This is a genomic window from Actinosynnema sp. NPDC050801 (assembly GCF_040673975.1).
Classification (GTDB): Bacteria; Actinomycetota; Actinomycetes; order Mycobacteriales; family Pseudonocardiaceae; genus Actinosynnema.
Genome location: NZ_JBFAQZ010000014.1, coordinates 185,215 through 197,901, shown reverse-complemented (window position 1 = coordinate 197,901; position 12,687 = coordinate 185,215). Strand labels below are relative to the sequence as shown.

The 12,687-nt window shown below is 73.4% G+C and carries 12 protein-coding genes; 5 read left to right on the top strand and 7 right to left on the bottom strand.

Annotated elements, in window-relative coordinates:
• Nucleotides 1-33 precede the first annotated feature (33 nt).
• Nucleotides 34-1,239: an MFS transporter gene (locus AB0K14_RS28180; RefSeq protein WP_360449221.1), complete on the top strand. Its 1,206-nt coding sequence runs from the start codon at nucleotides 34-36 to the stop codon at nucleotides 1,237-1,239.
• Between the two features lie 176 nt (nucleotides 1,240-1,415).
• Here the strand turns inward: AB0K14_RS28180 and AB0K14_RS28175 are convergent, their stop codons facing one another.
• From AB0K14_RS28175 to AB0K14_RS28165, 3 genes are all read right to left on the bottom strand, one after another.
• Entirely contained in the window at nucleotides 1,416-1,700 is a 285-nt protein-coding gene (locus tag AB0K14_RS28175; protein WP_360449224.1) for a hypothetical protein, read from the bottom strand.
• A gap of 61 nt (nucleotides 1,701-1,761) precedes the next feature.
• Nucleotides 1,762-2,697 (bottom strand): CU044_5270 family protein, encoded by a 936-nt coding sequence (locus AB0K14_RS28170; protein ID WP_360449227.1) that lies wholly within the window; start codon nucleotides 2,695-2,697, stop codon nucleotides 1,762-1,764.
• A complete protein-coding gene (locus AB0K14_RS28165; RefSeq protein WP_360449230.1) occupies nucleotides 2,690-3,259 on the bottom strand; it encodes an RNA polymerase sigma factor in 570 nt (189 codons plus the stop codon). The genes AB0K14_RS28170 and AB0K14_RS28165 overlap by 8 nt, the downstream gene beginning before the upstream one ends.
• Before the next feature lie 155 nt (nucleotides 3,260-3,414).
• Between AB0K14_RS28165 and AB0K14_RS28160 the strand changes: the two genes are divergently transcribed.
• Complete coding sequence (locus tag AB0K14_RS28160; protein WP_360449233.1) at nucleotides 3,415-4,191, top strand: LmbU family transcriptional regulator; 777 nt, start codon at nucleotides 3,415-3,417, stop codon at nucleotides 4,189-4,191.
• 74 nt (nucleotides 4,192-4,265) lie between these two features.
• On the opposite strand, the gene AB0K14_RS28155 is transcribed toward AB0K14_RS28160, so the two are convergent.
• The 3 genes from AB0K14_RS28155 to AB0K14_RS28145 form a co-directional block, all read right to left on the bottom strand.
• Nucleotides 4,266-5,300, bottom strand: a complete 1,035-nt coding sequence (locus tag AB0K14_RS28155; RefSeq protein WP_360449236.1) for a hemolysin family protein — start codon at nucleotides 5,298-5,300, stop codon at nucleotides 4,266-4,268.
• On the bottom strand, nucleotides 5,297-6,709 hold the full coding sequence (locus AB0K14_RS28150; RefSeq protein ID WP_360449239.1) for a hemolysin family protein: 1,413 nt from the start codon (nucleotides 6,707-6,709) through the stop codon (nucleotides 5,297-5,299). The genes AB0K14_RS28155 and AB0K14_RS28150 overlap by 4 nt, the downstream gene beginning before the upstream one ends.
• 182 nt (nucleotides 6,710-6,891) lie before the next feature.
• Entirely contained in the window at nucleotides 6,892-7,932 is a 1,041-nt protein-coding gene (locus AB0K14_RS28145) for a LacI family DNA-binding transcriptional regulator (RefSeq protein ID WP_360449241.1), read from the bottom strand.
• Nucleotides 7,933-8,052: 120 nt separating this feature from the next.
• Between AB0K14_RS28145 and AB0K14_RS28140 the strand changes: the two genes are divergently transcribed.
• Genes AB0K14_RS28140 through AB0K14_RS28130 form a run of 3 tightly spaced genes read left to right on the top strand, consistent with a single transcriptional unit; the run spans nucleotide 8,053 to nucleotide 11,153 of the window.
• Nucleotides 8,053-9,192: a Gfo/Idh/MocA family oxidoreductase gene (locus AB0K14_RS28140; protein WP_360449244.1), complete on the top strand. Its 1,140-nt coding sequence runs from the start codon at nucleotides 8,053-8,055 to the stop codon at nucleotides 9,190-9,192.
• Complete coding sequence (locus AB0K14_RS28135) at nucleotides 9,189-10,307, top strand: dihydrodipicolinate synthase family protein (RefSeq protein ID WP_360449247.1); 1,119 nt, start codon at nucleotides 9,189-9,191, stop codon at nucleotides 10,305-10,307. The genes AB0K14_RS28140 and AB0K14_RS28135 overlap by 4 nt, the downstream gene beginning before the upstream one ends.
• Nucleotides 10,308-10,319: 12 nt before the next feature.
• Nucleotides 10,320-11,153: a sugar phosphate isomerase/epimerase family protein gene (locus tag AB0K14_RS28130; protein WP_360449250.1), complete on the top strand. Its 834-nt coding sequence runs from the start codon at nucleotides 10,320-10,322 to the stop codon at nucleotides 11,151-11,153.
• Nucleotides 11,154-11,187: 34 nt separating this feature from the next.
• On the opposite strand, the gene AB0K14_RS28125 is transcribed toward AB0K14_RS28130, so the two are convergent.
• The gene (locus AB0K14_RS28125; protein WP_360449253.1) at nucleotides 11,188-12,501 is read right to left on the bottom strand and encodes a Dyp-type peroxidase; all 1,314 of its coding nucleotides are present in this window, start codon (nucleotides 12,499-12,501) and stop codon (nucleotides 11,188-11,190) included.
• Nucleotides 12,502-12,687 lie beyond the last annotated feature (186 nt).

Below are 12,687 nucleotides of genomic sequence, written 5' to 3'. Positions count from 1 at the left end.
TCGCTTCGGGACTTGGTTGGCAGGGTGTGGACCATGTCCAGGGGGTGGGTGCGGCTTCAGGCCGTCGCGGTGTCCGGTTCGGTGGCCGAAGGTCTGATGTTGGCGGTGCTGCCGTGGATCGCGGCCACGATCACCTCCGACCCGCGGCAGCTGTCGCTGGTCAACGTGGTGGGCCAGTCGCCGTGGCTGCTGTTCTCGCTGTTCGCGGGCGTGCTGATCGACCGGGTGCGGCGCAGCACGGTGCTCGCGTCGGCGTACGCGGTGCAGGGGTGCGCGACGCTGGCGCTCGCCGTGGCCGGGGTGACGGACGCGTTGAGCCTGCCGCTGCTGGTGGTCGTGGCGTTCGTGGTGACCTCGGCGCAGGTGCTCGGTGACGGCGCGACCGGCGCGCTGGTGCCCGAGGTCGTCGAGCCGGACCGGTTGGCGACGGCGAACGCGCGGCTGATCGTGATCGACCGGGGTGTGGTCCAGTTCGTCGTGCCGCCGGTCGCCGGTTTCCTGGTCGCGTTCGGCCTCGGCACGCCCGCGTGGGTCGCCTGCGCGGCCGCTCTGGTGGCGTTGGTGCTGGTGTGGGGCTTGCGGTCGGCTGCGGCGACGCCGTCGACCAAGCACCCGATGCGCGACATCGCCGAAGGGCTGCGGTACCTGGTCGGGTCGCGGTTGCTGCTGTCGATCACGGTGGCGGTGGCGCTCGGGTCGTTCGCGGCGAGCGCGACGATGGCGATGTTCGTGCTGTACGCCAAGGAGGTGCTGGGGCTCGGCGCGGTCGGCTACGGCGTGATGCTGGCGTCCGCGGCCGCCGGGTGGGTGGTGTCGTCGTTCGGGGTCAGCCGGGTGGTCGGCCGGCTCGGGTACGCGTGGTCGATGCGGCTCGGCCAGGTCGGGATGGTGATCACCATCGCGCTGATCGCCGTGCTGCCGCCCTGGGCGTGGGCGATCGGGGTCGTGCTGTTCGTCCAGGCCGCGATCGTGATGGTGTGGAACGTCTGCTCGCAGTCCAGCCGCCAGCGCTTCACCCCGCCCGCGCTGCTGGGCCGGGTCCTCACCAGCCACCGGGCGCTGGCATGGGGCCTGACCCCGTTGGGTGCGCTGGCCGGCGGTTTCGTGGCCGCCGGGTTCGGCCTGCGCGCGGTGTGGCTGGGGGCGGCGGCGATCCAGGTCGGCGCCCTGGCCGCGGCGTGGATCGGGCTGTCACCGCGGGCGTTCCGCGAGGCGGAACTGGTCGCGGCGAGCCGCTGACGCCGCCGGGCCACCGGGTCTGCCGCTGACGCCGCCGGGTCTGCCGCTGACGCCGTACGGTCGTCGGGTCTGCCGCTGACACCGTTGGGTCGTCGAGCCCGCCGGGTGTCGGTGCGTGCCGGCAACGCCGACCTGGCGGCTACCGGCCGTGGCCGGTGATGACCTGGTCCCGAGGGTCAGAGCGGTGGGATGAGGCCCGGGAACTTGCGGGCGCCGGTGCAGTGCGGGCACTCGCGGCCGTTGTCGACGGTGCGCGGGGCGCCGCCGATCACCGCGGACGTGGGGTTGGCGATGAACCCCGCCCCTCCGCACAGGTGGCAGATGGTGCGGGGCTCCGAGGTCACGCCGAACAGGTCGTCCTCGTCCTCGTCCTCGTCCTCGGCGTCATCGTCGTCGAACCCGTCCTCGTCCTCTTCCGGGTCGAAGTCGTCCTCTTCGTCGTCATCCTCACGCGGATCCACGTGACCAACCGTAGTCGGGTGGGACCGACCGCGCCCCGGCGGACCGGTCCCACCCGGGCCCTCAGGGCCGTTGCCCGGCCAGGTCCACCACGGCCTGTGCGGTGATGGCGTGGAAGTTCGTGCCGAGCAGCTCGTAGGTCTGCGCGTCGAACACGATGACCACCGGCTCGGCGTCCGGCGACGACCCCTCCGGCACCGGCCAGGTGATGCCCAGGCCCGGCCTGCCCGCCGCGTCACGCGCGTCCGGCACCACGGACAGACCCGGCACCCGTGCCGCCGCCTCGTACAGGGCCGCCCTGGTCAGCGGCGGCAGCATCGACTCGTTGATCAGGCTCAACACGTCCTTGCCGCGCGCGTTGACGCTGCCCGGTGCGCCGCTGGCGTTGGCGTCCAGGTAGGCCAGCATCCCGTCCACATCGGTCGGCAGGTCGGACCGGTAGGCGCGGCTCGGTTCGCACGGTTCGGTGCCGAGGACCTGGCCGGGCACCTTGAACACGTCCCGCTGCCCGTTCTCGCACCCCGGCAGGGGGACCTCCTCGCCTTGATCGTGCAGCACGCCGTCCCGGGTGCCGTCGACCGACAGCCAGATCTCCCGCGTGGCACCGCCGGTGCCACTACTGCGGGTGTAGACGAACTGGTCCGGGCGGGGTGCCGCGGCGGGGTCGGCCCGGGCCGCCCTGGCGGCGAAGTTCAGCAGCTGCACGGCGTCGGTCACCGGTTCGGCCGAGGCCGAGGTGGCGGAGGTGGAGGTGGCCGCCGCCTGGCCCCCGGGGTCCGGCTGACCGGCCGGTAGCAGGGTGATCGTGGCGGCCACGGCCGCCGCCAACCCGATCGCGGACGCGCCGACCAGCGTGAACCGGGACCGCTTCTTGCGCAGCCGCACCGGCCCCCGTTCGGCGACACCGGCGAGGAACGCCGCCCGCGCGGGCGCCAGCGACGCCTCGTCCGGCAACGGCGTCTCGTCGCCCAGCTCGCGCACCAACCGCAACTCATCCATTGTTCAGCAACTCCTCGACCTCGGTGGGGTTCTGCCCGCCCAGCGCCTGCCTGACCTTGCGACGGGCCCGGTGCAACCGGGACCGCACCGTGCCGACGGGGATCGCCAACGCCGTCGCGACCTCCTCGTAGCTCAGCTGTTCCCACGCCACGAGCAGCAGCACGTCCCGGTCCTCGGCGGACAGCCCGGCCAGCGCGCCGGCCAGCAGCGACCGCATGGCGTGCGCGGTCACCTCGGCGGCGACGCGGTCCGCGTGGTCCTGCTCGGCGTGCTCGGCCGGACCGTGCCGGTAGCGGCGCGCCTCCTGCCTGCGGTGCTGCCCGACGAGGTTGGTCGCGATGCCGTACAGCCACGGTCGGGCGTCCGGTCGGGCCGGGTCGTAGCGCCGCCGCTTGTCGAACGCGGTGAGGAACGTCTCGGCCACGAGGTCGTCCGCGACCTGGGGGCCGAGCCTGCGCGCGAGGTACCGCTGGATGTGCGGCGCGTGCCGGTCGAAGATCGCCGCGAAGGCGTCCGGCTCGTGCCGCGACCGTTCGATGATCTCGGCGTCGGTGGGTGTCATGGTGGCCTTTCCGGCTGTTCCCGGGTGAAGGGCGGTCACCTGTTGTCCGCCGATGGGCCGGATCGGGTTCACGGTGTGAGCGGAAGTTGACCGGTGTGTGAGGCCCCTTGGGTGCAATGAGACTCAAAGCGGATCAGGGGGAGCAAGTGGACAAGGTGAACGCAGTGCCGCGCCGTCGTCCCGTCGGCGCGGTCGAAGGCCGGATCCTCACCACGCCGGTGGGGCTGGCGTTCCCGCGGGACGTCACGTTCGAGTCCTGGGAGCAGGCGGGGCAGCGGATCTCCCGCATCGCCAGCTCGTCGGCGTGGTACCTGGGCGACTGGCTCGTCTTCGGCCAGGACAAGTACACCGATCGGTACCGCCGGGCGGTCGAGGCCGTGGGTCTCGACTACCAGACCCTGCGCAACTACGCGTGGATCGTGCGCAAGTTCGAGCCGTCGCGCCGCCGCCAGGGACTGCCGTTCCAGCACCACGCCGAGGTCGCCGCGCTGCCGCCGGCCGAGCAGGACGCGTGGCTCGACCGCGCCGAGCGCGAGGGCTGGTCGCGCACGGCGCTGCGGCGGGCGTTGCGGGAGAGCCGGGACCCCGGCTCGAAGTCGCAGCGCGCGGTGATCCCGCGGGTCAGCGCGGGCAGCGACGCGGTGGACCGGTGGCGGCGGGCCGCGACGGCCGCCAACGCCGACTTCGAGGCGTGGATCGTGACGGCCCTCGACCGGGCCGCCGACCAGGACCTGGAGCTGGTCAGCGTGCCGCCGCTGGAGGAGTTGCCCGCGGCACGGGAGCCGGACCGGGAGCTGGATCGGGACCGGGAGCTGGACCGGGACCGGGAGCTGGACCGGGACCGGGAGCTGGACCGGGACCGGGAGCTGGATCGGGACCGGGAGCTGGATCGGGAACTGATCAGCCTGCCCGCGGTGCGGCCCGCGTCATGACGGGCTGAGCAAGGCGCCGAGGGCGGCCGGACGTGAGGCGGGACCGGGATCCACCGGTCCCGCCTCATCGGCGTTCAGAGCTCGCGCCGCACGTGCGTGCCGTCGCGGACGGTGCCGACGTACTCCTCGACCAGGTCCTCCAACGCCACCAGGCCCCGCACGACGCCCTCGACCGACACGGCCTGGGCCAGGTGGCTCTGCGAGCGCCGCAGCGCCGCCACCGCGTCGTCCAGGCTCGCGTCCACCGGCACCCGCGGCAGGCCGCGCACCCGGCTCGGCGGCACCCGCGTCGACGGGTCGGCGTCCGCCAGGTCCAGCACGTCCTTGACGTGCAGGTAGCCGATCAGCCGGTCGTCCTCGCGCACCGGGAACCGGGAGAAGCCGGTGGCCGACACGGCGGCCTCGACCTCCTCCATGGTCGGCCCCGCGGGTACCGACGTGATGCGGTCCAGCGGCACCAGGACGTCGGCCACGGTGCGTTCCGCCGACGACAGGGTCTGCGCCAGCCGCCGGTGCTCGGAGTCCTCCAGCAGGCCCTCCTGCCGCGACTGCCCGATCAGCAGGGCCAGCTCGTCCCGGGTGTAGGCGGACTCCATCTCGTCCCTCGGCGTCACGCCCACCAGCTTGAGCACCGCCGTCGACACCACGGTGAACCCGCGCAGCAGCGGCGCCACCAACCGGCAGAACCACAGGTGCGCCGGCACCAGCAGCAGCGCGGTGCGCTCGGGACCGGCGATGGCCAGGTTCTTCGGCACCATCTCGCCCAGCACGGTGTGCAGCGCCACCACGATGATCAGCGCCAACGCGAACGCCACACCGTGCCGCACCGCGTCCGGGACGCCGACGCCGTGGAACGGCGCCTCCAGCACGGCCGCCACCGCGGGCTCGCCCAGCGCGCCCAGGCCCAGCGAGCACAGCGTGATGCCGAGCTGCGCGCCGGCGATCAGCAGCGGCAGCTCGCGGCCCGCCTTGATCACCGTGCGGGCCCGGCTGCTGCCCTGCTCGGCCAACGCCTCCAGCCGGTCGCGGCGGGCGGTGATGATGGCGAACTCGGCGCCGACGAAGAAGGCGTTGCCCGCCAACAGCAACAGGATCACCAGCACGCTCATCGCGACAACCCCGATCGGTCGGGCACGGACGGATCGGGCACGGACGGATCGGGCACGGACGGATCGGTCGCCGTCGGGTCGGTCGCCGTCGGTTCGGTGGCCGGGTCGACCCGGGCCACGCGCAGCTCGGCCACCCGGTGCCGATCCATCTGCACCACGGTGATCCGCCAGTCGTCCACCCGGATCTCGTCACCGGCGTCCGGGATGCGGCCCAACCGCGCCAGCACCAGGCCCGCCACGGTCTCGTAGTCGCCCTCGGGCATCCGGAACCCGGTCGCCTCGACGACCTCGTCGTCGCGCAGCAGGCCCGACACCAGCCACGCGTCGCCGCCCAACCGCCGCACCGGCGAGGTCTCCCGCCGGTCGTGCTCGTCGCGCACGTCGCCGACGATCTCCTCGACCAGGTCCTCCAGCGTGACCAGGCCCGCCGTGCCGCCGTACTCGTCCACGACCAGCGCCGTCTGCAGACCGGAGGCGCGCAGCCGGTCCAGCAGCGCGTCGCCCTCCAACGTCGCGGGCACCGTCTGCACCGGCCTGGTCAGCGCCGACACCGGCGTCGTCGCCCGCTGCGACCGGGGCACCCCGAACGCCTGCTTGACGTGCACCATCCCGCGCACCTCGTCCAGGTCGCCGTGGTAGACCGGGAACCGGGAGAAACCCGTCTCCCGCGCCTTCGCCACCAGGTCCAGCACGGTCGCGTCCGAGGGCAGCGACTCGACCCGCACGCGCGGCGTCATCAGCTCGTCCGCCGTGCGGTCGCCGAACCGCAGGGACCGGTCCAGCAGGGTCGCCGTGCCCGGGTCGAGGGTGCCCTGCTCGGCGCTGGAGCGGATCAACGCGCCCAGCTCCTGCGGCGAGCGGGCCGACGCCAGCTCCTCCGCGGGCTCCACGCCGAGCCGGCGCACCAGCCAGTTCGCGGTGCCGTTCAGGGCGGTGATCAGCCAGCGGAACACCGCGGAGAACCTGGCCTGCACACCCGCGACGGCACGTGCGGTCTCCAGCGGCCTGGCGATGGCCAGGTTCTTCGGCACCAGCTCGCCGAACACCATCGACAACGCCGTGGCCAGCGCCAACGCGAACGTCAACGCGATCGGGCCGGCCGCCGTGGCGGGCACGCCGACGCCGGTCAGCACGGGGGAGACCAGCCGGGCGATGGTGGGTTCGGCGATGTAGCCGGTGATCAGGGTGGTGATGGTGATCGCCAGTTGGGAACCGGAGAGCTGGAACGACAGGGACCGGTGGGCCTTCTCCACCGTCCGCGCCTTGGCGTCACCCACCTGGGCGACGTGCGCCTCGACGGTGCTGCGTTCCAGGGCGGTCAGGGAGAACTCGGCGGCGACCGCGATGAACGTGCCGATGGTGAGGAGCACCACGGCGGCGATGCCGAGCACGCTGAGCAGGACGGTCATCGGACCCGCCCGCCGTGGGAGCGGTGGGGCCGGGACCGGCAGGGCTGGGACTGGTGGGGCTGGCAGCCGGGTATCGGACCCGGCTCGGTACTGCAGCCCGGGGACTGCGCGTCGCGCACGGTAAGGGATCACTCCTCGTGAGGGGTGGTCGAACGGTGTCCAGAATAGAGCGTAACCGCCGGTCAGCGCAGGCCGACACCGCCGGGCGCGGACGTGCTCGCCCGCAGCACGACCTCGCCGGCCACCCGGACCGTCCGCGGTCCGGCCACCACGTCGTCCAGCACCAGCCGGGCCGCCCGCTCGCCCATCTCCTCCAGCGGCAGCCGCACCGTGCTCAGCGCCGGCACCAGGTCGCGCAGGGTGGGGATGTCGTCGAACCCGGCCACCGACACGTCCTGCGGCACCCGCAGCCCGTGGTCCCGCAACGCCGCCATCGCGCCGAGCGCCATCACGTCGTTCACGGCGAACACGCAGGTCGCGCCGGTGTGGGCGGCGATCAGGTCGGCCACCGCCGCGTGCCCGCCGTCGCGGGTGAAGCCGCTGGCGATCACGTTCGCGTCGGGCAGGTCGAGGCCCTCGTCGGCCAGGCCGGCCTTGAACCCGGCCAGCCGGTCGCGCGCCACGAGCAGGTCCGGCGGACCGGCCAGGACGGCGAACCGGCGGTGCCCGAGCCCGGCGAGCCGGCGGGCCAGCGCCCGGGCGCCGGACCGGTTCGCGGGCACCACGGTGTCCGTGCCGAGCTTGGCCTGGGAGACGCACGCCACCCGGCCGCCCTGCGCGGTGAACGCGGTGATCTCCTCGGCCAGCTGCCGCGACGCCGACCGGTCGGTGGTGCGGCTGCCCGCGATCACCACGGCCCGGGCCCGGTGCGCGCGCAGCGTGTTGACCAGCTCCACCTCGCGGCGCGCGTCGCGGCCGGTGGTCCCGAGCACGACGACCAGGCCCGCGTCCTCGGCGATCCTGGTCACGCCGGCGGCGATGCTGGAGAAGTACGGGTCGGCGATGTCGTGCACCACCAGGCCGACCAGCACGCTGGAGTTGCGCGCCAGCGCCTGCGCCGAGGCGTTGGGCAGGTAGCCGAGGCGGCGCGCGGTGCCGAGCACCCGTTCGCGCAGCTCCTCGCTCACCTGCCGGGTGCTGCCGTTGAGCACGCGCGACGCGGTGGCGAGCGACACGCCCGCGTGCTTCGCCACTTCCGCCAGCGTGACCTGCCGCGACGCCAACGCCGCCTCCTTCACGGTTCTGATCGGCCGAGACTAGCCCGCGGAGAGGTTGACGTCCGCGAGGAGCCGACCGTAGCGTGTTGGAAAGCGCTTTCCATATACTGTGAGCGGGGTGTACGCATGGCGGTGCGCACGATCGGCGTCGCGTTGAACGGGGTCACGGGGCGGATGGGGTACCGACAACACCTCGTCCGGTCGATCCTGGCCATCCGCGAGCGCGGCGGGGTCCGGGTCGGCGACGACGTGCTGGTCCCCGAGCCGCTGCTGGTCGGCCGGAACGCCGCCAAGCTGAAGGAGATCGCCGAGCGGCACGACCTGCCGCGCTGGACCACCGACCTCGACGCTGCGCTCGGCGACCCGGACGTGTCGGTCTACTTCGACGCGCAGGTGACGTCGGCGCACGTGTCGGCGTTGACCGCGGCGATCGACGCGGGCAAGCACGTCTACAGCGAGAAGCCGGTCGCGGCCACGCCGGAGGAGGTGCTGGGGCTGGCCCGGCACGCCGACGCGGCGGGCGTGCGGCACGGCGTGGTGGCCGACAAGCTGTACCTGCCGGGCATCCGGAAGCTGAAGCGGCTGCTGGACGGCGGGTTCTTCGGCCGCGTGCTGTCGGTGCGCGGCGAGTTCGGCTACTGGGTGTTCGAGGGCGACTGGCAGAGCGCGCAGCGGCCGTCGTGGAACTACCGCGCCGAGGACGGCGGCGGGATCGTCGTGGACATGTTCTGCCACTGGAGCTACCTGCTGGAAGGGCTGCTCGGCCCGGTGGAGGCGGTGACCGCGCGTGCCGTCACGCACATCCCGACGAGGTGGGACGAGCAGGGCGAGCCCTACGCGGCGACGGCGGACGACGCGGCGTACGCGATCTTCGAGATGACCGGTGGCGTGGTGGCGCAGGTGAACTCGTCGTGGACGACGCGGGTGAACCGCGACGAGCTGGTCGAGTTCCACGTGGACGGCACGCTGGGCAGCGCGGTGGCCGGGCTGCGCAACTGCAAGGTGCAGTCGCGGGAGATCACGCCCAAGCCGGTGTGGGACCCCGACGTGCCGCAGTCGATCGACTTCCGGTCGCTGTGGCAGGAGGTGCCGGACAACGAGGTGTTCGACAACGGGTTCCTGGTGCAGTGGGAGGAGTTCCTCAAGCACGTCGCCGTCGGGGCGCCGTACGCGCACGACTTCCACTCCGGCGTGCGCACGGTGCGGCTGGCCGCGCTGGGCCTGGAGTCCTCCCGCACCGGCCGGCGGATCGAGGTGCCCGCGTGACCTCCGTGCTGCTGCCCGGCCGGGACGGCACGTTCCGGCGGCACCGGCTGGGCGCGCCGAAGGCGTGGGAGGCGGGGCCGTTCGAGTCGCGGGTCGCGTTCGCGGCGGCGCACGTCGTGGCGGACCCGTTCGGCGGCAACGTCCCCGGCGCGCCCGCGGTGCTGGACTGGGACGCCACGCTGGCCTACCGGGTGCGGTTGTGGGAGCACGGTTTCGGCGTGGCCGAGGCGATGGACACCGCGCAGCGCGGCATGGGCCTGGACTGGGACACGGCGCTGGAGCTGATCCGGCGCAGCGCGTCGATCGCCTCCGGGCGGCTGGCGGCGGGCGTCGGCACGGACCACGACACGGCGGACCCGTTGACCGCGTACCGGGAGCAGCTGGCGGCCGTGGTGGAGGCGGGCGCGCAGCCGATCCTGATGTGCAGCCGGAAGCTGGCCGCCGCGGCGCGCGGACCCGAGGACTACCAGGAGGTGTACGGGGCGCTGCTGGAGGAGGTCGACCAGCCGGTGGTCCTGCACTGGTTGGGCACCGCGTTCGACCCGGCGTTGGCGGGCTACTGGGGTTCCGCGGACGTGACCGAGGCGACCGGGCACTTCCTGGACCTGATCAAGTCCTACCCGGACAAGGTGGACGGGGTGAAGGTGTCGCTGCTGGACGCCTCGCACGAGGTGGGGTTGCGGCGGGCGCTGCCCGAGGGCGTGCGGTGCTACACCGGCGACGACTTCAACTACCCGGAGCTGATCGCGGGCGACTCCGCCGGGCACAGCGACGCGCTGCTGGGGATCTTCGACGCCATCGCGCCTGCCGCGTCCACCGCGTTGCGGGCGTTGGACGCGGGCGACCGGGCCCGGTACGACGAGGTGCTGGAGCCGACGGTGGCGTTGTCGCGACACCTGTTCGGCGCGCCCACGTACTACTACAAGACCGGTGTGGTGTTCCTGGCCTGGCTGGGCGGCTTCCAGGACGCGTTCGGCATGGTCGGCGGGTTGCAGTCGGCCCGGGACGTGGTGCACCTCGGCGAGGCGTTGCGGTTGGCGGACCTGGCCGGGCTGCTGCCCGACCCGGACCTCGCGGCGGCGCGGTGGGGACGACTGCTGGACGTGCTGACGTGAGGACGTGCTGACGTGAGGCTATCGCTGAACCAGGCCACGGTGAAGCGGGCGTCCGTGCCCGAGGTGGTCGACGTGTGCGTGCGCAACGGGATCGGCGCGGTCGGGCTGTGGCGCGACCCGGTGGCCGAGCACGGGCTGGAGCGGACGGCGGCGCTGGTGGCGTCGGCCGGGTTGACGGTGTCGTCGCTGTGCCGGGGCGGCTTCTTCACCGGCTTCGACCAGCGGCTGGACGACAACCGGCGGGCGATCGACGAGACCGCGGCGCTGGGTGCGCAGTGCCTGGTGCTGGTGCCGGGCGGGGTGCCGGACCGGGACCTCGTGGCGGCACGGGGGCGCGTCGCGTCGGCGTTGGAGGTGCTGGCGCCGTACGCGGAGGCGGCGGGGGTGAGGTTGGCGTTGGAGCCGATGCACCCGGTGTTCTGCGCCGACCGGGGTGTGGTGTCGACGTTGGCGCAGGCGTTGGAGCTGGCCGCGCCGTACCCGTCGTCGGTGGTCGGGGTGGTCGTGGACGCCCTGCACGTGTGGTGGGACCCGGCGTTGGCGGCCGACGTGCGGCGGGCCGGTCCGCGCATCCACTCCTACCAGGTGTGCGACTGGGTGACGCCGTTGCCCGCCGACGTGCTGCTGGGGCGCGGGCTGCCCGGTGACGGGCACATCGACCTGGTCGGGTTGACCGCGCTCGTCGCCGACGCCGGGTACGCCGGGTTCGTGGAGGTCGAGGTGTTCAACGAGGAGGTGTGGGCGCGGCCGTTCGACGCCGTCGCGGCGGAGTTGGTGCGCCGGCACGCGACGGGGTGGGAGCCGGTCGTGGACGGCGGCCACGACCGACTCCCGATCACCCCTTGACGGGGCAGTTCTGGGCTAACAGGGCAGTTCTGGGCTAGCGGGGCAGTTCGCGGCCGGCGGCGAGCAGCCGCAGCGTGCTCACCGACGGCACCAGCGCGTACAGCGCCCCGGTGGTCCGCACGAACCGGCCACCCAGGACCGCGTCGACGCCCGTGGGCGCGCCGCGCTCGCCCGGTGCGAAGTCCGGGTTGCGCGCCCACGTCTGCTGGATCCGCTCGAACTGCTCCTCCAGCGACGTGCAGTGGGCCACGAACACCAGGCCGCGCTCGTCGTCGTCGGCGGACCCGGTGTGGGCGGGGCCGAACGGGATGCCCCGGCGCAGGATGCGGTGCTGCCGGGGCGTCCGGTGGGTGAACGACCGCGGGTTGGCCTTGCGGATGTGCGCCGGGCACGGCGTGGTCGCGCCCGCCGGGTCGTCGGAGTAGTCGAAGTCGTTGCCCCGGGCGGCGGCCAGCGGGCGGCCGTCGGGGTGCCTGCCGATCAGCGCCGGACCCCGCCCGCGGGCCTCGACGGCTTCCTGCCAGCCGTCGACGTCCTGGGTGAGGCGGCGGACGACCTGGATCGAGCCGTCGGTCAGCCACGCGGCGGCCGGCGGCCGGTCGGACTCGGTCGGGTGGCCGAAGACGAACTCGCCCGCCTTCACCAGCAGCGATCCCGGCCGGCCGGCGCGGTGGCCGGGGCGGTCGGGGTCCTCGTGGTGGAAGCCGCGCACGCCGGGCTGCGAGATGCCGTCCTTGTAGCCGAAGTGCTCGCGCCCGCGCCGTTCACCGGGCAGCGTGGCGGCGTGCTGCTCGTGGACGGTGGTGACGCCGAGCAGGGTGTCGAGCACGTCCAGGTTGCGGGCGGTCTCCGCAAGGCGGTCCGGGTCGTCGGACGCGACCGTGACCACGGCGTGCACGTGCCGGCCCGCGCGTCCGAACAGCCAGTGGACGGGCGACGAGTCACCCGTGTCGCCGTTGGCCCGCGCCGCTTGTTCGGCGGTGTGCGGGAAGTGGGCTTCGAGGTCCTGTGCCGTGGCGTCCGGGTTGATGCTCAGCCCGACCAGGCCCTCCGGCGTGAGGGACACGTTCGCCCAGGTGGTCCTGAGGCCCTCCGGGTCGCCGCCGAACAGCGTGCGGCCGAGCGAGAAGACCTCGTTGAAGTCCTCGACGTCGGCGGTGGTCGCGAGGTGGCCGAGCATGGCGGCCAACCACGTGCGGCCGAGCCCGTCGTCGGTGAAGCGGACGAACCGGAACAGCTGGTGGTCCTTGTTGAAAGCGGCCAGCACGTTGCCCTGGATCTCGTGGGACCCGCGCAGCGGCGGACGCACCTCCGGCCGTTGCGCGCGCAGGTGCAGCAGGTCTGCCATCGAATCACCCCCTGCTTTAAGGAGGGTCACGGTGTGCGTCGGATACGTCGCACTGAGTTGGGATCATCGAGTTGGAATCATCGAGTTGGAATCACCCGGCCGTGTGTGCGGGTGCACCCCACGGGTGGTGCCGGCCGCGAGAGGATCCGACCATGTCGAACGCCGACCGGAAGAACCCCCCGGACC